Source organism: Lactobacillus sp. UMNPBX6, assembly GCF_002553975.1.
Lineage (GTDB): Bacteria > Bacillota > Bacilli > Lactobacillales > Lactobacillaceae > Lactobacillus > Lactobacillus gallinarum.
Genome location: NZ_PCZD01000010.1, coordinates 21,526 through 41,841 on the forward strand (window position 1 = coordinate 21,526; position 20,316 = coordinate 41,841).

The 20,316-nt window shown below is 36.6% G+C and carries 19 protein-coding genes; 3 read left to right on the forward strand and 16 right to left on the reverse strand.

The features are described 5' to 3' along the window. Window positions 1-26 precede the first annotated feature (26 nt). Window positions 27-1,652, forward strand: coding sequence for an APC family permease (locus CP357_RS02985; RefSeq protein WP_098036506.1), 1,626 nt, complete (start codon window positions 27-29; stop codon window positions 1,650-1,652). Window positions 1,653-1,692: 40 nt separating this feature from the next. Here CP357_RS02985 and CP357_RS02990 read toward each other — a convergent pair whose 3' ends face one another. From CP357_RS02990 to CP357_RS03005, 4 genes are all read right to left on the reverse strand, one after another. Continuing rightward, on the reverse strand, window positions 1,693-2,649 hold the full coding sequence (locus tag CP357_RS02990; RefSeq protein WP_098036507.1) for an alpha/beta hydrolase: 957 nt from the start codon (window positions 2,647-2,649) through the stop codon (window positions 1,693-1,695). 154 nt (window positions 2,650-2,803) lie between these two features. Next, on the reverse strand, window positions 2,804-4,279 hold the full coding sequence (locus tag CP357_RS02995) for a glycoside hydrolase family 1 protein (protein ID WP_098036508.1): 1,476 nt from the start codon (window positions 4,277-4,279) through the stop codon (window positions 2,804-2,806). 47 nt (window positions 4,280-4,326) lie between these two features. Then, on the reverse strand, window positions 4,327-6,351 hold the full coding sequence (locus tag CP357_RS03000) for a beta-glucoside-specific PTS transporter subunit IIABC (RefSeq protein WP_098036509.1): 2,025 nt from the start codon (window positions 6,349-6,351) through the stop codon (window positions 4,327-4,329). Window positions 6,352-6,482: 131 nt separating this feature from the next. Beyond that, window positions 6,483-7,316 carry a PRD domain-containing protein gene (locus tag CP357_RS03005; protein ID WP_025005127.1) on the reverse strand — a complete coding sequence of 278 codons (834 nt, stop codon included), beginning with the start codon at window positions 7,314-7,316 and terminating at the stop codon, window positions 6,483-6,485. A 214-nt stretch (window positions 7,317-7,530) separates the two neighbouring features. Here CP357_RS03005 and CP357_RS03010 point away from each other — a divergent pair, with 214 nt between their 5' ends. Beyond that, complete coding sequence (locus CP357_RS03010) at window positions 7,531-8,685, forward strand: glycerate kinase (RefSeq protein WP_087235393.1); 1,155 nt, start codon at window positions 7,531-7,533, stop codon at window positions 8,683-8,685. 4 nt (window positions 8,686-8,689) lie between these two features. Here CP357_RS03010 and CP357_RS03015 read toward each other — a convergent pair whose 3' ends face one another. From CP357_RS03015 to murB, 12 genes are all read right to left on the reverse strand, one after another. Further along, window positions 8,690-9,157, reverse strand: a complete 468-nt coding sequence (locus CP357_RS03015; RefSeq protein WP_025005128.1) for a low molecular weight protein-tyrosine-phosphatase — start codon at window positions 9,155-9,157, stop codon at window positions 8,690-8,692. 3 nt (window positions 9,158-9,160) lie between these two features. Further along, a complete protein-coding gene (locus CP357_RS03020; RefSeq protein ID WP_098036510.1) occupies window positions 9,161-9,874 on the reverse strand; it encodes a hypothetical protein in 714 nt (237 codons plus the stop codon). 9 nt (window positions 9,875-9,883) lie between these two features. Next, a complete protein-coding gene (locus CP357_RS03025; protein ID WP_098036511.1) occupies window positions 9,884-10,711 on the reverse strand; it encodes a Cof-type HAD-IIB family hydrolase in 828 nt (275 codons plus the stop codon). A gap of 9 nt (window positions 10,712-10,720) precedes the next feature. Continuing rightward, the gene (locus CP357_RS03030) at window positions 10,721-11,536 is read right to left on the reverse strand and encodes a Cof-type HAD-IIB family hydrolase (protein ID WP_025005131.1); all 816 of its coding nucleotides are present in this window, start codon (window positions 11,534-11,536) and stop codon (window positions 10,721-10,723) included. Window positions 11,537-11,629: 93 nt separating this feature from the next. Then, a complete protein-coding gene (glmM, locus tag CP357_RS03035) occupies window positions 11,630-12,982 on the reverse strand; it encodes a phosphoglucosamine mutase (RefSeq protein ID WP_087175660.1) in 1,353 nt (450 codons plus the stop codon). Between the two features lie 30 nt (window positions 12,983-13,012). Beyond that, window positions 13,013-13,972 carry a YbbR-like domain-containing protein gene (locus CP357_RS03040; RefSeq protein WP_087175659.1) on the reverse strand — a complete coding sequence of 320 codons (960 nt, stop codon included), beginning with the start codon at window positions 13,970-13,972 and terminating at the stop codon, window positions 13,013-13,015. After that, window positions 13,969-14,811, reverse strand: a complete 843-nt coding sequence (cdaA, locus tag CP357_RS03045) for a diadenylate cyclase CdaA (RefSeq protein WP_098036512.1) — start codon at window positions 14,809-14,811, stop codon at window positions 13,969-13,971. The genes CP357_RS03040 and cdaA overlap by 4 nt, the downstream gene beginning before the upstream one ends. A 57-nt stretch (window positions 14,812-14,868) precedes the next feature. Next, window positions 14,869-15,942 (reverse strand): ABC transporter substrate-binding protein, encoded by a 1,074-nt coding sequence (locus CP357_RS03050; protein WP_025005135.1) that lies wholly within the window; start codon window positions 15,940-15,942, stop codon window positions 14,869-14,871. After that, window positions 15,939-16,754, reverse strand: a complete 816-nt coding sequence (locus tag CP357_RS03055; protein ID WP_025005136.1) for an ABC transporter permease — start codon at window positions 16,752-16,754, stop codon at window positions 15,939-15,941. Before CP357_RS03055 ends, CP357_RS03050 begins: the two co-directional genes overlap by 4 nt. Further along, window positions 16,751-17,563: an ABC transporter permease gene (locus CP357_RS03060; RefSeq protein ID WP_025005137.1), complete on the reverse strand. Its 813-nt coding sequence runs from the start codon at window positions 17,561-17,563 to the stop codon at window positions 16,751-16,753. The genes CP357_RS03055 and CP357_RS03060 overlap by 4 nt, the downstream gene beginning before the upstream one ends. Further along, complete coding sequence (locus tag CP357_RS03065) at window positions 17,553-18,650, reverse strand: ABC transporter ATP-binding protein (protein ID WP_014919107.1); 1,098 nt, start codon at window positions 18,648-18,650, stop codon at window positions 17,553-17,555. Before CP357_RS03065 ends, CP357_RS03060 begins: the two co-directional genes overlap by 11 nt. A gap of 64 nt (window positions 18,651-18,714) precedes the next feature. Continuing rightward, window positions 18,715-19,611 carry a UDP-N-acetylmuramate dehydrogenase gene (murB, locus tag CP357_RS03070; RefSeq protein WP_098036513.1) on the reverse strand — a complete coding sequence of 299 codons (897 nt, stop codon included), beginning with the start codon at window positions 19,609-19,611 and terminating at the stop codon, window positions 18,715-18,717. A gap of 97 nt (window positions 19,612-19,708) precedes the next feature. Here murB and CP357_RS03075 point away from each other — a divergent pair, with 97 nt between their 5' ends. Next, window positions 19,709-20,242: a 3'-5' exonuclease gene (locus CP357_RS03075; RefSeq protein WP_012211636.1), complete on the forward strand. Its 534-nt coding sequence runs from the start codon at window positions 19,709-19,711 to the stop codon at window positions 20,240-20,242. Window positions 20,243-20,316 lie beyond the last annotated feature (74 nt).

Genomic DNA, 20,316 nt, shown 5'->3' on the forward strand with positions numbered 1-20,316 from the left:
TAGATATAGAAAAGGATGAAAATTACTTGGACGATTTAACATCAACAAATAAAATGAAAGCCATCACTTGGCCTGTTTTGACCTTGATGGCACTTTGTACTGTTATCGGCTTGGACGATATCATGTACAACTTCCAAAACCAAGGGATGCCAGTTATCACCTCTTGGATTATCATGTGTTTGCTTTATGTAACACCTTACTCATTAATGGTAGGACAATTAGGTTCTACGTTTAGTGAAGAAGGTGGTGGACTTTCATCATGGGTCCGCGGTACTGACGGAGAATTTTTAGGTTACTTCACTGCTTGGACATACTGGGCAGCCTCAATTCCTTATGCTGTAGACTCCGCTAACGAAATCATTGTCGACCTAGGTTGGGCATTGACCGGTTCAAAGGGATTCCAAGATAAAATTCCTACTACCATGTTTGCTGCTTTGACTTTCGTTGTGTTCATTGTTTTCATTGTCGTTGAACACCACTTTGCCAACTCAATGGAATTCCTTTCCAGTATTGGTGGTGGTTTGATGGTCATTATGACTGTCTTGTTTGTTTTCCTTGCCTTTGTTGGTTTGGCAAAATCAGGCGGTCACATGGCTACCCAACCATTTACTTGGCACACAATCATTCCTAAATTCGACTTGCACTACTGGTCAACCGTCGGAATGTTAATCTATGCCATGAACGGGTGTGAACTGGTTGCACCATATGTAACTAAGATGAAGAAACCTAAGTCAGACTTCCCTAAGGCAATGATTACTTTAGCTATCATGACTGCTTTCTTAACTATCCTTGGTTCATTTGCACTTGGTATCTACTTTGACGCATACCACATTCCAAACGACTTGAAGATGAACGGTGCTTACTACGTATTCGACATGGTTGGTAAACAATTCGGTATGGGTAAATTCTTGCTTTACCTCTGGGCTTGGACATCATTATTGTTCAACTGTGCCTTGGTTGCCGTATTGCTTGATGCCATGACTAGAATGCTTATCTCAGATACTGGTGATAAGTACATGCCTAAGTTCTTACGTAAGAAGGACAAAAACGGCTTACCAATTAACGGTTACATCTTAACTGTTGCCCTTTCATCATTCATCATGATCTTAGGTATCTTCTTACCTGACATGAACGATATCTTCAACTGGTTGCTTAACTTGAACTCAATCGTTTCACCAGGTGTTACCTGCTGGATCTTCTACTCATTCATGAGAGTAAGAAAGAACTCAAAGAAGTACCCATCAAAATATGTCTACATTAAAAACGATAAACTTGCTTGGCTTGTTGGTCTTGCCTTGTTAGTTGTTACTGCCGTAGCAACCATCCTTGGTTTTGCACCACAAGATGTTAAGCAAGGCAGTGGCCTTTGGTGGTACGAATTGATCATTAACATTGTAGCCGTAATCGTACTGATCGGTCTGGGTGCAATTTTGCCAGGTATTAGACGTCGTGAAGAAGAATACGGCATTGCCTTTGACAAATCACAATGGATTTGGATGGGAATTTTAATTATCGGTTCTATCATTCTTGATGTATGGCTTGGCAGTACCAAGATTCCAGCAAGAATCACAATGATTATAGTTGAAGCTATCGCTGCATTAATCATTACTTGGATTGTTGGACGCAGAAAACCTGCTAATGCGACAAAATAATACAACAAAAAGAAGCTAGAATTTGATCTAGCTTCTTTTTTTACAAATATTTACTTAAAAATTGATCTACACGTTTTTCATATTCTTTAGGGTAAGTTTCAAATGAACGAGCATGCGTTGCCTTTTTGGCTACCCACAGCTGCTTTGGTCCTTTAGCCGCAGCATAGTTTGCATAAACCATCTTGGTTGGTACAAATGGATCGTTGCCACCATGAATAAAGAACATCGGCTTATTATTCTTTTTCACTGATTTAACAGATGATGCATCTCCTAAATAAAAGCCTAGATTTGCCTTGCTAACAACGCTCAATAAGTCAACGGCTGCTGTAGCTACAGGTTTTGGCATATGGTATAGATCTTGTGCTTCATGCAAGAATTCATCTTTAACACTGGTATAACCACAATCTTCAATATAAGCCTTAACCTGCTTAGGCATCTTAATACCACTAGTCATCATAGTAGTAGCACCACCCATGCTGACGCCAAAGATTACTACTTTTTGATTCTTGCCTTCTTTAGCTATATCTTTTTCTACCCATTTACGAACGTCATACTTTTCAGGCCAGCCATAACCAATGTACTTACCTTGGCTTTGACCATGTGCACGAGCATCAGGAAGCAAAACGTTATAGCCTAATTCATGAAACATGCCTGCATATGGCCCCATGGTATCTTTATTGTTGCCAAAACCATGAAGAATCACTACAGTCTTATGCGAGTTCTTAGCTGGAATATAATTTGCATCTAAGCGATAATCACTTGTAGCCGACTTCATATACCAGTGTTGCTTCTTTACCTTGGCATACCATTTCTTTTTGGCAGCCAATGGATCTTTTTTCGTATTGTGCGAATATTTATTTAATACACTTTTTTCACCAGGCGTAAAAGCAACGTTAAAAAAGTATGCTTCACCTGCTCCAATTAGTGCTACAAGTACGGCTACTACTATCCCTATCGCTAGCCAAACTTTTTTGTGCTTTTTCTCATTCCTATTCAAAATGTCAACTCCTATACAAAATCGATAGAGTTTATTATACACTCTTTAGTTTTGTATGGAATATTGACATTTATAAAAATAAGTACTCTGTTTATATATACAAAAAGAGAGATGAGCAAATCATCTCTCTTTCTTATACCCATATTTTATGCAATTAGCCTAAATCTTCACCGTTTGAAGCAATAACCTTCTTATACCAATCAAAGGAATCCTTAGGCATTCTCTTTAAAGTTCCTTCACCGTTATCATCACGATCAACATAGATAAAGCCGTAACGCTTAGACATTTGACCAGTACCAGCTGAGACTTCATCGATACAGCCCCAAGTAGTGTAAGCACGAACATCAACGCCATCTTCGATCGCACGATTCATGGCTTCAATATGCATTCTCAAGTAGTCGATTCTGTAATCATCATGAATCTTGCCGTCATCGCTAATCTTATCAACAGCGCCAAGACCATTTTCTACAATCATCAATGGCAATTCGTAACGATCGTACATTACTTCGAGGTAATATTGCAAACCATCTGGATCAGTTGCCCAGCCCCATTCAGAATACTTAAGGTATGGGTTCTTAGCACCGGCTGCGAAGTTACCACCAACTTTATCTTCAATCTTGTGCGTAGTCACCACATTACTCATGTAGTAAGAGAAGGTGTACATATCGACAGTACCTTCAAGCATATCTTTCTTGTCTTGTTCAGTAATATCAAGATGTACGTTATGTTCCTTCCAAAGACGCTTAGCGAACGTTGGATACTTACCCTTACATTGTGCATCCCCACAATAGAAGATATCTTGTTCCCACATATGACGGTTAAGCAAAATATCCTTTGGATCTGGAGTAAGTGGATAATCAACGATACCACAAATCATGTTACCTATTACATAGTTTGGATCAATTTCGTGAGCCAGCTTAACTGCACGAGCACTTGCTACAAATTGATAGTGCAACTTTTGATATGCGTGTTGGTAAACCTTATCATCATCTACTTTATTTCCGAATGAGTTAAGCATTAATAAAGTAGTATTAATTTCGTTGAAAGTTAACCAGTACTTAACCAATCCCTTGTATTCATTAAACAAAGTCTTGGCATATTTAACGTACATGTCGATCATCTTACGATCGCCCCAGTCATGGTACTTTTCACTGAGGTAAAGTGGATCTTCATAGTGAGAAATAGTAACTAATGGTTCAATGCCATACTTTTTACATTCTTCAAAGACATTACGATAAAAATCAAGTCCAGCTTGATTTGGCTTTTCTTCATCGCCCTTTGGGAAAATTCTAGTCCAAGCAATTGAAAGACGGAAAACTTTAAAACCCATGTCAGCAAACATCTTAATGTCTTCCTTATAGTGGTGGTAAAAATCAATCGCTACATGGTTAGGGTAATAACTATCAGGATCAATCGCACCAACAGCTCCTTCAGGCAACCCCGCACCTGGCATAGCTGGTGTTTTTTCTAACTTACCATTCAACTTATAAGTCAACATTCTTGGTGCATCAAGACTACCGGCAGTTGTTATATCAGTTACTGATAAACCCTTACCATCAACATCATATGCACCTTCAATTTGGTTAGCAGCGGTAGCACCACCCCATAAAAAATTCTTTGGAAATGACATCTTTATCTCTCTTTCTATTATTGTAAGCAGTTACAGTTCATTATAGCCTAATTAATTTGAACTTGACCAGATACTTTAGCTCCTTCATCTTCACCTTGCAAAGATAAGATTTCTTGACCAACTTTAACTGCACCGTTAGCAACTTGGTTAACACTTTCATATTTCTTTGAATTGGTTACTACAACTGGAGTAGTTACTTCATAACCAGCCGCCTTGATATCTTTAATATTAAATTCAACTAATGGATCGCCAGCCTTAACTTCTTGGCCTTTTTGTACAAGAGTCTTAAAGCCTTTTCCTTGTAAGTTAACTGTATCCATACCGATGTGCATCAAAACTTCTGCACCGTCAGTAGTGTTAATTCCAACAGCGTGACCAGTTGGGAAAACAAGAGCAATCTTACCATCAGCTGGGGCGTGAAGAACACCTTCGTTTGGTTCAATAGCTACACCTTGACCCATGGCACCACTTGAGAATACTTCGTCTTTAATTTCTGATAAAGGTTTTACGTCACCGTTTAATGGTGAAACTAATTTTGTAGATGGATTTAATTTTTCTTCATTTTCACTTGCAGCAACAATTGGATTATTAGCAACTTCTGTTGCTTCGTTAGCTGCTTCAGCAACCTTTTGAGCTTGTTTCTTGTTGTATTCAGCATCAACTGATTTCTTACCGAAGATTAATTGCAAAATAAAACCAACGATAAATGCTACGACTGCGGATACAATAACACCAATAACTGGGATCATTGAACCACCTTTTGGATTAATGTAGGCAGGAATTGCAAAGAATCCCATTGAAGGCATCATGTAAAGTACTGAATGGAAGATACCCATAATTGCACCAGAAACGGCACCACCAATACAACTTAAAGCAAATGGAGTTTTTCTTGGTAAAGTTACACCATAAATTGCTGGTTCAGTAACACCGAAGAGTCCTGAGAAGAAGGCACCTATTGCTGTATCTTTTAACTTCTTGTCCTTAGTTTGTTTAATAATTGCCAATACAACACCAATCTGTGCGTAACAAACCATACAAGTAAGAGCCAAAATTGGATCATAGCCTAAAGCTGCAATATTAGTTGTTGATACAGCAACCAAGCCCCAGTGAACACCGAAGATAACAAGTACTTGCCACAATGCACCAACAACCACACCGGCAACAATTGGACTAAAGTTGTAGATACCGGCCATGACTGCACCAATGGCATCACCAACCCAAGTCATTACAGGACCGATAACAATAAATGCAACTGGTAAAGTAATAATAATAGTAAGCGCAGGTACAAGGAACATTTGCACAACCGTTGGAATCCATTTCTTTGCCCAGTGTTCGATAACGGAACCAAACCAAACAGCAAAGATAACTGGCAAAACAGTTGAAGTATAGTTCATAGTAACCACTGGAATGCCAAAGAAAGTTGTATGAATTTCAGAAGCAAATGGCGTACCTTGGAACAAAGTACCTAATACTGTTTTACTTGAAGCTAAACCAACCATCGTTGGGTAAGTTAATACAGCACCAATGGCTAAACCAATAAATTGATTCATGTGGAATCTTCTAGCAGTAGTTACACCCAAGAATATTGGTAAGAAGTAGAAGATACTATCACCAACGGCGTATAAAATTTGATATGCACCAGAAGTTTTTGAAAGCCAGCCCATTGCAGCCGCTAAAACAACTAAACCTTTGATAATACCGCCGGCACTAAGTGGTGCTAGGATATCAGTAAAGATTCCTGAAATTAAGGCAACAGCTTTATCAATGAAACTTGAATTATCATCTGCAACATCGTCATCAGGAACTTGACCACCGCCTGGGAAGCCTCCTTCCTTTAATACAGCATCGTAGACATCAGCAACCTCATTACCGATAACAACTTGATATTGTCCACCGGCCTTTACGACAGTAACAACACCGTCAGTATCTTTTAAGGCATCATCGTTTACCTTTTTTTCATCCTTTAATTTAAAACGTAAACGTGTTGCACAGTGAACAACACTATTGACATTGTCTTTACCACCAACATCTTGAATGATGGTTTTGGCCAAATTATCATAATTCTTAGCCATTAGTCTTTCCCCCCTCAAAATAAAAACCCAAGCTACTCAAAAACTAAAGAACATAAATCATGCTCAACGTCTTTCAGTAACTTGGGTTAATGCCTAATTCTCTTAGTAACATACCTAAGTAACTTAGATATTTAGTTTTCTTGGCGACTAGTTACTCGCCAAATATGTAAAACCAAGTAAAATTTGTCATCTGTATCTAATGTCCAATTCATCTTGGCTTGTAAGTAAGTTGCGATTCGTTCTGCGGTTTCATAAGCTCTGCTGTATTTGATCTTCATGAAACCAAGCATCGCTGGATCAAGCGGTGCCTCATCCTTATGCTTATTTCTTAAAAATCTAACCAATAGAATACGCAAATGTGAAATAAAGCGACTGTAATTAAAAGAACTTGTATCGAGCTGCATCGAATATTGCAGTTGAATAATATCAATAATTCCATTAATCAAATTAGTAATCTGAACAGTTTCCTGTACTTGTGCCACATCACTTTTAGCATTGACTAAGTGATATGTCATAAAAATAGATTCACTTTCAGGTAATTCAATTTGCATGTTTTGATTAATTAGCTTTACCACCTTTTTAGCTACCACATATTCTTTGGGGTATAAATTTTTAACTTCCCAATTATTATTGGCTGGATCAATATCGATATGATCCTTAACCCTGGTAGCTGCAAAGTCAATGTGATCTGCTAAAGCAAGGTATTGAAAGTCATTAAACTTAACCTGAAGCAGCGGCTCAACCAACTGGATTATTTTATCAGTGACTTCCATTGTCTTGGGGTTAAACCTCTTAACTTGGTCAACTTCGTCTTTAGTAACAAAACGACGCTCAATTTTACTTTCATCTATCGGATCGCCCTTCTTGAGGCCAAATCCCACGCCCTTGCCTAAAACAATCTCTTCTTGACCTTGATCATTCATGGCTAAAGCAGCACTATTATTAAATGTTTTAAGAAATTTCACGGATACTCCTCACCACCCTGATATAAACAAAAAAGCTACTACGAAAATAATATACTCTAAGTATACTATAACTATTCGTAGTAGCTAAGACCTGATCGTATCAGTAATCCGCTCACTTACAGTTATTATAATAGCCAAAATTGTAAGCGGTGTCAATAGAACTTTGTAAAAAAGGGCAAATTATTTTAAAATATATGAAAAGCGAGGTATTCAAATGAAATTTGTCTTAGCGCCTGACTCTTTCAAAGAAAGCATGACAGCTTCAGAAGTATGTCAGGCAATGAAAAAAGGAATAAAAAAAGCCATTCCCGATGCAGAAGTAGTTTCTGTACCAATGGCTGACGGCGGTGAAGGTACAACCGATTCTTTAATTGATGCAACTAATGGTCAAAAACATTTTCTTAATGTGACTGATCCATTAGGCAAAAAAGTTAATGCCTATTATGGCATTTTAGGTGATCAAAAAACTGCAATCATCGAAATGGCACAAGCTAGTGGCCTAACGTACGTTGACAAAAATAATAGAACTCCTGAAACTATTATGAAGACTACTACCTACGGTACTGGTGAATTAATTAATGATGCATTAAAGCATAACGTAAATAAAATTATCATTGGTTTAGGCGGCAGTAGTACTAATGATGGCGGCGCCGGCATGGCACAAGCAATTGGTGTAAAATTTTTTGATCAAAATAATCATGAAATAACTAAAAAACTTGGTGGTGGTGATTTAAACCAAATAGCTAAAATAGATCTTTCTGCCATTAATCCTCGACTAAAAGACGTTCAAGTTTTAATAGCTAGTGATGTTACTAATCCGCTTACCGGACAAAATGGTGCTTCTGCCGTCTTCGGTCCACAAAAAGGTGCAGATGCTCAGGCAGTGAAAAAATTAGATCAAAACTTATCACACTATGCCGCACTCATTCAACAAACCTGCAAAAAAGACGTTGCCGCAATTCCGGGAAGCGGAGCTGCGGGCGGCCTTGGTGCTGGTCTTCTCGCCTTTACAAATGCCACAATTCATCATGGTGTAGAGCTTATCGCTCACGAAACTCATTTAGCTGACAAAATTAAAGGTGCAGATTTTGTTTTCACCGGTGAAGGTGGAACTGATTTTCAAACTAAATTTGGTAAGACCCCTTATGGTGTTGCTCAAATCGCTAAAAAAGATAATATTCCCGCTATTTCACTAGCAGGTTATTTGGGTGAAGGGATCGAACAACTATATGATGAAGGTTTTACCGCTATCTTCGGCATTCTTGATAAAGCTGAAGATATACGTCAAGCACTAAAAGACGGACCCAAAAATATTGCGCGTACTACCGAAAATATCGTGCGTTTAATCATAAGTACGAAAAAAGGATGAGCTTTTACTCATCCTTTTCATTTGCTAATTTTTTAACTAATGCGTCGCATCCCTTATAAATTTCATTATACGCAGTATCAAAATCATTCGTATACCATGGATCATCCACATCTTGGTACGAGCCTGCAAACTCTAGTAATTTATGTTCCTTATGTTGAGGATCCCCACCTGTAATGCGATTCATATCTGCAAAATTTTCTTCATCCATACAAATCAAATATTCATATTTATCATAATCAGCAGCAGTCATTTGACTTGCTCGATGACTACGATCGTATGGAATCCTATTCTTCTCTAATTCTCTTTGAGCTCTAGTATCAATTGATCTACCTAATGCATCTTGCGTTGTAGCTTTAGATTCTGCCAAATATGAATTTTCTAATCCATTTTCTTTAATTAAATGTTGCATAATTGCTTCCGCCATAGGTGAACGACAAATATTACCATGGCAAATAAACAAAATCTTTTTCATCTTTTATTTTATCCTTTTCATTAGACTAACGATAAATGGCCATACAATAGCAGTACCTATTGCAATTATTAGCCCTAACCATATATTAGAGGACAGGGTCACCAAAATACCACTATAAACTCTGCTTTGGAGTGATGTCATTGCTTCATTAGAGAAAATCCATAAAACGGCAAATGATCCTAGTGCTGCAATTGTCAACGGTATTGAGGCCCAAGCACGACCAAAAATAATTAGGATAGCTGCTAACAAAAATAATAAACCTACGCCGAAAATAGAATATTCATAAATGGTGATAACATGAGAAATCTCTTCTGATTTTTCATCCAGTTTATTATTAATCTGTTTTACTAGATATTCATTAATTATTTCCTCTAATTTTGTTTTACTGGTCAATCCTAAATCCGTGGTTGATAATTTTCCTTTTTCATTATACTTTTCACATAATCGATATAAGTCAGCATAAGACATTTCAATTTGATATTTCTTAGGCAATTGATCTAATAAAGTTTGCTCTAGCCCTGTATCTTCTAGCAACTGCACACCGATTTTTAAGTTAGAATTATCAGACTCCTGAACAACTCGATTAATCACTTCTTTGCCCATTGCCTGCGTATCATTAATTTTTAAACTAACATTGCTTGTTAACAGTAGGAAAAAGGAAATCACCGTACAAGCAACCATGATTAGGCGCAATAGTATGTTTACTATACTTTTCATATCATATATCTACCTTTTTTCTGCTTTTTCAAAAATCAATTTATTAATTGCATATGCTATTCCAGCTTCGTCATTAGACTTGGTAACAAAATCGGCTTTATCTTTAATTGCATCGATGGCATTACCCATAGCTACTTTGTTAAAATCGGCAACTTCAAACATTGACATATCATTGCCTTGGTCACCGAAAATCATCACTTCATTATCTTTAATATTTAATTTTTGAGCTAATTCATGCACTGCATTACCTTTTGAAGCATCCTTTTTATTAATTTCCCAGATTTTTGGATCGCTTCGTGCCACATTATAATTTTGTTTAAAATCTGGTGTAAATTGCTGACCTAATCGATCCAGCTTGTCTTCTTCTCCAGTAAATTCGGCTTTAATAAACGTGAAATCACGAGGTATTTCGGCGAAATCTTTAACTACAAAAGGAGTAGCACTAACCGCCGACATCTTAGCCATTTGCGTAGAAATTAATCGATCTAAAGTCACATAATCATGCTTCCTCATAAAGTGGAGATTAATCCCAAGATTTTGTTCTTGAATGCTCAGCATTTTCTTAAATTCGGCATAATCAAATTGATGACTAATTAAAACTTTTCCAGAAACAGATTGAACTAACCCACCATTATATAAAACGGCATAATCATCTTGACCAACTATTCCCAAATCTTCCATATACGGAACTACACCTGGAAGTGGACGACCTGATGCTGGCACAATTTTTATACCAAATTGATCTGCTTTTTTTAATACTTTTTTGGTTTCTTCACCAATTTGATTATTGGACTGCAAAAGAGTGCCATCCATATCAACTGCAATTAACTTAATCATTACTTATCCTTACAAAACAAACTTCTTTAAAGCCTTAGCAATACCGTTATGATCATTATCATCAGTCACATAGTCAGCTTTATCTTTAATTGTGCTGATCGCATTTCCCATTGCTATTTTCATAAAGTTAGGATTTGAAAACATAGAAATATCGTTTCCTTGGTCACCAAAGATCATCACATCTTTTTGATCAATCTTAAGTCTGCTTGCCAAATCCATCAAAGCATTCCCTTTAGAAGCACCTAACGCATTTAACTCGATAATACTATCAAAACTACGTACGATATCATATGTGTCAAAAGCCCAGGATGGCAAATTATTCCAAAGTTTTTCAACTTGATCACTGCCTTCCCACGAAGTAAACCCTACTTTATTAAAGGTAAAATCTTGTGGAATATCCTTACGTTCTCTTACTTTCATAATATTGTTAGTCAAGGCAGCGTTAATTTGCATTTGGACAGATAAATCGTGATCACAGGTCAAGAAATACTTAGTAGTCTCAAAGTGCACATTAACATGACTTAAACGTTGGAAGCGAAGCATGTTGTTAAAATCTTGATAATTAAGCTCCTGACTCATCAATACTTTACCAGCAATAGTTTGAATAACCGCTCCATTAAAAACAATTGCATATTGGTCATCACCTGATAATCCCAATTGCTTTGCAAATGATAAAACGCCTGAAAGTGGTCGACCTGTTGCTAGTACTACTTTTATTCCATTTTCAGAAGCGACCCTGAGCATTCTTTGCGTTTCCGGTAAAATTGTATTACTACTTGATAATAAAGTGCCGTCCAAATCAACTGCAATTAATTTTATCGCCATTTTTATTCCTCCCTTGACTAAAAAACAAAGCTATTTTTAATTATACAAAAAGCCGTGAGCCAACTCACGACTTTTAGTTTGAATAAATAATTATTACTTACCCATTTCCTTCTCAACTACTTTAACGATGCGGTCAACATATGCATCAGTTTCTTCTTGAGTAGGACCTTCTGCCATTACTCTAAGAAGATCTTGTGTACCTGAAGGACGAACAAGTACACGACCATTGCCGTTCATATCTTTTTCAACTTCAGCAATTACATCAAGAATTGGTTGATGTTCTTTCCAGCTCTTCTTATCCTTAACTGGAACATTTACTAAGCATTGTGGGTAATCCTTGAAGTCCTTTAAAAGTTCACTAAGTGACTTGCCAGTCTTCTTCATAACTAACATCAAGTGAAGACCAGTAAGCATACCGTCACCAGTGTTGTGGTAGTCGCTCATAATAACGTGACCTGATTGTTCACCACCAAGGTTGTAACCATGAGCACGCATTTCTTCAGAAACGTAACGGTCACCAACTTGAGTACGGATATTCTTTAAGCCTTCCTTTTCAAGAGCCTTAGTAAATCCGAGGTTACTCATTACAGTTGTAACGATAGTATCCTTCTTAAGACGTCCATGTTCAGCTAAATATGAACCGATAACGTACATAATGTGGTCACCGTCAACTTCATTACCGTTTTCGTCAACAGCAATACAACGATCGGCATCTCCATCAAATGCCAAGCCAAGTTGTGCACCTTGCTTAACAACTTCTTTTTGTAAGTTCTCAGTATGAGTTGCACCACAGTGATCATTGATGTTTAAACCATTTGGATGAGTGTAAATAGTAGTAAAGTCTACGCCACAGTCAGCAAACAATCTAGAAATAAGAGCACTTGAAGCACCATTAGCACCATCAATTACTACTTTAATACCACTTAAATCTTCTGGAATAGTATTTTCGATAAATTGTAAGTACTTAGCACTACCTTCATGGAAGTCAGTCACAGTACCTAAGCCTTCTGCAGAAGGACGTGGTAAAGTATCTTCCTTAGCATCAATTAACTTTTCAATTTCTTCTTCCATTTCGTCTGAAAGTTTCAAGCCATCGCTACCAAAGAACTTAATACCATTGTCCTCAACAGGGTTATGAGATGCTGAAATTTGTACACCAGCATCTGCACCTTGTGCTCTAACTAAGTATGAAAGCCCTGGAGTAGTAATTACACCAACCTCAAGAACTTCAATACCAACTGAAAGAAGACCTGAAATAAGTGCATATTCAAGCATTTGACCAGAAATACGAGTATCGCGAGAAACTAAAACTTTAGCTTGTTCGCCTTCCTTTTTGTTCTTAGTCAAAACATATCCACCATCACGACCTAATTTAAAAGCCATTTCTGGAGTTAAGCCTTGATTAGCTACGCCACGAACACCATCAGTTCCGAAATATTTAAGCATTTAATAAACAACCTTTCTTGCTACCTAAATTTAATTATTTACGCTCTTCACTTTAATCACTATCTGTACATATGAAGGATCAGCTCGAGCAACACCCTTAGGCAATACCAAAGGATAGTTCTTCACTGTTGAAGAATGAATCTCCTTCAAATCAACATCAACATCCAATTTCTTTATTTTAGCTAATGTTGACTCTTGCCCATAGAGAGTAACTTCATCATTCTTAGCTGTCACCGAATATACCTTATTACTATCTTCGTTTTTAGGTTTCAAATTCAATTTGACCTTTTTATGTGATAAAGAAATAGGAAGTCTTGCTCTTACTGTAGATGGATTAATTACCACATTTAGCTGACGCCCCTTATTATCTTCAGCTACCAACATCACTTGTCTCTCATAGGAGTGATTAATGCCATTAGGCAAACCTAATTTAGCTACAATTTGATCAATTTGATTAACTTCGCCTTTTGCTCCTGTGACTTCAACTTTTTGTGGATCGACGCTGGCCGTTCCAATATCATATCCATCTGCAACAGCATTTTTATTATACTCTATTTGCACTGGCATGGTACTAGATTTTCGTCGTTCAATGTCTACATTAACGGTAGCCGGGTTAATCGTATACGAAAGTTGACTATTGAGTCCAGTAACTTGAACTTTAACCGTTTGTTTTCCTGTCTTTTTATGAGTTAAATCAATATATGCTCTAAAACTTTGAGTATTAACAGTTGAAGTCACCAATGCATTTGATCCCTCTAAAGTAATCTTAACTTTTTCGGGATAGCCAACTACGTAATACTTATCAGTATCTACAGATACTTGCAAGGGTACACTAATTGTCTGAGTTTCACTAGCTGTTTGCCGAGTTTTCTTTGGTTCACCTTGAGTGACAAAACCCGTTTGGGTTGAATCAATATAAACTACTAACAAAATAGCAAATAATAGCGAGACCACTCTGATAAACCAACGTTTATCCCAAAAATCTTTCATCGGCCCGCACCCCATTTCCAAACTTTGTTAATTACTCGACGAATCCAAGGAATTTTCTTTTCTTCTTTAGGTACCAGTTGCGCATTAAGATATTTAAGATACTCTTCTCTAGTTAAATCTAGTAAGAAGCGTCCATTTTTAGTAATTGTAACGCCACCGGTTTCTTCTGATACTACAATTGTCACAGCATCTGTAACTTCAGAAATTCCGACGGCTGCACGGTGTCTAGTTCCCAATCTTTTCGGAATCATGCTGCTATCAGATAAGGGCAAATAAGCTGCTGCTACTGCAATTCGGTTATTATTAATAATAACCGCACCGTCATGAAGTGGCGTATTAGGAATGAAAATATTGATTAATAATTCACCGGTAATGTCAGCATCAAGCTTAATCCCAGTTTCAATATAATCATCCAAACCCGTATCCTGCTGGATAGTAATCAATGCACCGATACGTCTTTTAGACATATACTGAATAGCCTTGTCCAATTCTTGCACCATCTTCACAGACTTAGCATGAGCACTTTCACCACGCCCACTAAAAATTGGTGTCCGACCTAATCTTTCTAGTCCACGTCTAATTTCTGGTTGGAATATTACAATAATTCCAATTACTGCCCAGGATACAATTTGATCGACTATATACGTTACGGCATGCAATTGTAATAAACCAGCGATAATTCTCACAATAAAGATAAAAACTATCCCTTTGGCTAATTGCACTGCTTTGGTACCCCGAATTAGCATAATCAAGCGATAAACTAAATACCAAACGATTAAAATATCGAGAGCAATCGAAAAATTATTCCATGTAAATAAGTTAGAGAAATTAAAATGCATTTACGACTCCTTTCTATCTTGATTATAACTGACCAGCTGTAAAAAACATATCCACTTTTAGCGGGCATACATCTTAAATTCTAAAAACAGGTCATTATATTCTTGCGTCTTCTTAGGACCTAAATCTTTAAAGACTTGCAAGTTTCGCAGCGTTTTTTCATCAGGATAAAATTGCTTATCTTCTCTTACTCTCTTTGGCAACAAATGCTGCGCCTTAATATTTGGCGTTGCATATCCTACATATTCCGCATTTTGTGCCGCATTTTCAGGTTTAAGCATAAAATTGATAAATTGAAGAGCCGCTTTTTTATTTTTGGCAGTTTTAGGAATAACAAAGTTATCAAACCACAAGTTGGAGCCTTGTTCTGGCACAATATAGTGTAGATGTGGATTATTTTCCATCATTTCATGTGCTTCCCCTGACCAGGTTAACCCAATAGCGGCTTCATTTTGAATCATATACATCTTCATCTCATCAGATATAATCGCTTTAATATTAGTACCTAAACTATCTAGCTTTGTTTGCGCTAGACGTAATCTTAAACTGCTCGTAGTATTCATAGAATAGCCTAATGAAACTAAAGATATTCCCATCGCATCCCTAGCAGAATCCACTAATAAGATCTGATTGCGATATTTTTTAGACCAAAGATCATTCCAATTTTTAATGGCACCTTTTTTGACAAATTTATCATTATAAACAATTCCCAACGTTCCCCAGAAATAAGGGACTGAGTAATCATTGTTTTGATCAAAAGATTTGTGCAAAAAACTCTTGCCGATATATTTCATATTAGGGATTTCTTTTTTATCCAGTTGATCTAGTAAATGAGCCTTGCGCATTTTGGTAACCATATATTCAGAAGGAATAGTTAGATCGTAAGCTGTTCCTCCCTGCTTAATCTTGGTATACATTGCTTCATTAGAATCAAAGGTTTCATATACCACATGATAACCAGTCTGCTTTTCAAACTTTTTTACTAATTGCGGATCTAAATAATCGCCCCAATTGTAAATGATTAAGTTTTGTCCGTTACCTGCAGCAGCCGGCTTTTCTAATTGATGAGCCCAAAACGCAAGTCCTAAACATGCTAGAAGAATTGCTCCAATGGCAATGATGATTTTTTTCATTTGACCAATCCTCCTATTACCCTATGATTCTTGCGTCTGCTCTTTTTAGTGGTAATAAAGTAATATATTCCTACTAAAAGTAAGACGAACAAAAACATCACTGTACTTAAGGCATTAACTTCTAGATCAATCCCTTGACGTGCTCTTGAATAGATTTCTACAGACAAAGTTGAAAAGCCATTTCCAGTAACAAAAAATGTCACGGCAAAATCATCTAGTGAATATGTTAATGCCATGAATAAACCGGAAAAAATGCCCGGCATGATCGTCGGAATCAATACGTGACTAAACACTTGCCATGAATTAGCACCTAAATCTCGTGCGGCATCGATCAGAGAGTAGTCCATTTCGTTAAGTCGCGGCAAGACCATCAAAACTACGATTGGAATAGAAAAAGCAATGTGACTAAGTAAAACGGAGCCGAAATTTAATCCTATTCCTAATGCAGTAAAGAAAATCAAAAAACTAGCACCAATAATCACGTCAGGTGAAACCATCAATACATTATTTAATGCTAAAGTAGTATTTTTATGTGCTTCTTTTTTCATGGCACTAATCGCAATCGCACCAAAAGTACCAATAATCGTCGCAATTAAACTAGAGAGAAGTGCCAATAAAATCGTCTCTAAAAATATTGCTAGTAAACGATTATCTTGAAATAAAGTTTGATAATGAGCAAAAGTAAAATGCTCAAACTTATTCATATTTTTTCCACTTGAAAAAGAGAAATAAATCAAATAAAAAATAGGCACATATAATAAAACCAATGTGAAAGAAAGATAGATTCTAGCTATTAAATGTTTGTTTCTCATAGATTAACCTTCTTTCTCTTAGTCTTCTTATTGGTAAGAAGCATTACCAATATCATCAATACGATCAAAACCACACCAATCGTAGCACCCATGTTCCAATTCATGGTTGTCATGAAATACTCTTCGATTGCGGTACCTAAAGTTATAACTTTGTTACCACCAATTAAACGCGTCAACATAAATAGTGATAACGATGGAATAAAGATCGCTTGCACACCACTTTCAACTCCAGGACGGGACAATGGCCATAATACATAGCGAAATGTTTGCCACTTGCTTGCTCCCAGATCTTCTGATGCTTGGATTACCGCTGGCGAGATTTCTTTAATTGCATTAAAAATTGGCAAAATCATGAATGGAATTTCAATGTAAGTTGCAACAAAAATAAAAGCGAAGTCGGTAAATAAAATATTTACGGGGCCGATGCCAAACAAGTGCAAAAACTTATTTACTAGACCGTTATTACCCAAAATTCCAATAAAAGCATATGCTTTCAATAATAAATTAATCCAAGTTGGCAAAATAATTAACAAAAGCCATAACTGTTGATTTTTCATCTTGGTTAAAAAATAAGCCGCAGGATACGAAATCAGTAGTGTAATTAAAGTAATTAAAAAGGCATACCAAAACGAATTAATCATCATTTTAAGAAAAGTACCGTTCTTAAAAAATGTAACGTAATTACTTAAAGTAAAGCTATGACTACTATCTGTGAACGAATACCATAAAATAAGCAAAATTGGCAAAATGACAAATAAAATAATCCAAGCCAAATATGGGACTAAAAAGAAAGCTTTTTTAGTTTTCATTTTCATCCCCCTCATACTTCTCTATCCGCGCATCAAAGTCTTCCTGACTTTCATTAAGCCGCATAACGTGAATATCTTCGGGATCAAAGAACAAGCCCACGCGTTCACCCAATTTCACTCCATTAGTTGAATGAATTAGCCACTCATTTTCATTAGCATCTACAGCTTTGATCTCAAAGTGATCACCTAAAAATAATTGTGTTTGCGCAGTAACTACAATATTGCCTTTTTCAGGTGCAACAATATCCAAATCTTCAGGCCGAATTACCACTTCAACCTTTTCGTTTGGTTTAATCCCACCATCCGCACATTTAAACTTATTATTAGCAAATTCAACTTCATAATCTTTAATCATTCGTCCTGATAAGATATTAGAATCGCCAATAAAACGCGCAACAAAATCATTAACCGGTTCATCGTAGATCGCAACAGGACTACCGCTTTGTTGGATCATGCCATCGTTTAAAACAAAAATTTCGTCACTCATCGAAAGAGCTTCCTCTTGATCATGAGTAACAAAAATAAAAGTAATCCCAAGCTTCTTTTGAATAGCTCTCAATTCAAATTGCATGTCTTTACGCAAACGCTTATCAAGAGCCGACAGCGATTCATCAAGTAGCAACACTTTTGGTTCATTAACAATTGCCCGGGCAATTGCGACACGCTGTTGTTGACCACCACTAAGTTCAGAAATCTCACGATTAGCATACCCATCCAGGCGCACCATATGGAGGGCCTCTTTAACAGCGGGCTTAATTTTATCCATCGGTTGCTTTTTAATCTTTAGACCAAAAGCAACATTTTCAAAGACATTTAAATGCGGAAAAAGTGCATAATTCTGAAAGACAGTATTAATATGTCGCTTAGCTGCATCTAAATCTGTAATGTCTTTTCCATCGAAAAAGACTTGCCCACTACTTGGTTGTGAAAAGCCAGCAATAATACGCAAAATAGTTGATTTACCAGATCCACTTGGGCCAAGCAAAGAATAAAATTTTCCCGATTCAATTGTTAAATTAATATCCTTAAGCGCAACGAAACCATCATCATATTGCTTAGTAATGTGCTTTAACTTAATAATATCCATTTCCATCCCCACATGAAAACAGCTACAAGTTTGATAGCCTGTAGTTTGTTTTAGTTAATCTATTCTATTTTTCTTTACCGATGATTCTTACTTCCGTATGTAAATCAATATCATATTTTTCTTTGATTACTTTTTGAATCAAATGAATCAAATTAAGATAATCTGTGGCAGTAGCTCCGCCCTTATTAACAATAAAGCCAGCGTGTTTGGTTGAATCTTGAGCACCACCAACTTGTTTACCTTGCAAACCTGCTTTAATAATCATTGGCCCTACGAAGTGACCTGTTGGTCGTTTAAATACACTACCACATGAAGGATACTCAAGCGGTTGCTTATAGCGACGCAATGCATTTAAATAATGCATATGATCTAAGATTTCCAACCTATCTCCTGGAGTTAATGAGAAGGTAGCGCTAAGTACGATGTCACCATTATCCTGCACTAAAGAATGACGATAACTGAATTCCATTTCTTTATTGGAATAAGTCTTAAATTCTCCGGCTCTTGTTAAAACATTGACACTTTCTACTACTTCTTGCATTTCACCGCCATAGGCCCCGGCATTCATAAATACGCCACCGCCTATACTACCTGGAATTCCTGCAGCAAATTCCATGCCGCTTAGTCCATGATGGGCTGCTATAAAAGCAGTATCAACAATTTTTGCGCCTGCATCAGCTGTTACTTTATTATCTTTTACTTTTATTTCTTTTAAATCCGTTAAAATAATAACTAAACCATCTATTCCGCCATCGCGAATAATCAGGTTTGAGGCATTACCAATAATCGTTAATGGAATCTTATTTTCACGAGTAACTTTCACTAATTTTTCTACTTCATCAGTGCTCTTAGGAAAGGCTAAGTATTCCGCTTCCCCACCAGTTTTAGTAAAAGTATATCTACTTAATGGAATTTGCTCTTTAATATTAATTCCTTGTTTTTTCAGATCAAGTAATTCCACAATTTTGCCTCCTTATAGTTTCTTGTTTTATTTTACATCATATAGAGCCTAGCTTCACCCATAATAATGTGATACTTTATTTTCAAAGGAGAAAATTATGAATTTTATTGCAATGGATTTTGAAACAGCTAATCATTTTCCTGAAAGTGCTTGTTCTTTAGCTTTAGTAATGGTTAGAGACAATAAGATTGTAGATCGTTTTTACACAGTGATTAATCCGCAAATGTCTTTTGATGCTCGCAATATTCAAGTACATCAAATTACTGCTGATGATGTCAAAAATGCACCGACCATGGCTGAGGTTTGGCCAAAAATAAAGGGGTTATATCAACCAGGTATGTTAGTCGCTGCTCATAATGCTAGATTTGATACCAACGTGATGCGTCAAAGCCTAGCTCGTTATAACATCGAAGAACCTCATTATTTGGTCATCGATACTTTAGCTACAAGCAAGTTATTTGAGCCTGAACTACCTAATCATAAGTTAGATACAGTTTCAGATGCTTTAGATGTAGAACTATGGCACCATCACAATGCTCTAAGTGATAGTGAAGCATGTGCAGGAATTTTAATTAATCAAAATAAAAAATTCGGTGACGAAGCAATTAAAAATTTGATTTATCAAATATAAAAAATGATCTAGGACATGAATGAAGTGAGACCTAAAAGTGAGACACTTTTAGGTCTTTTACTATGTCTAAATTT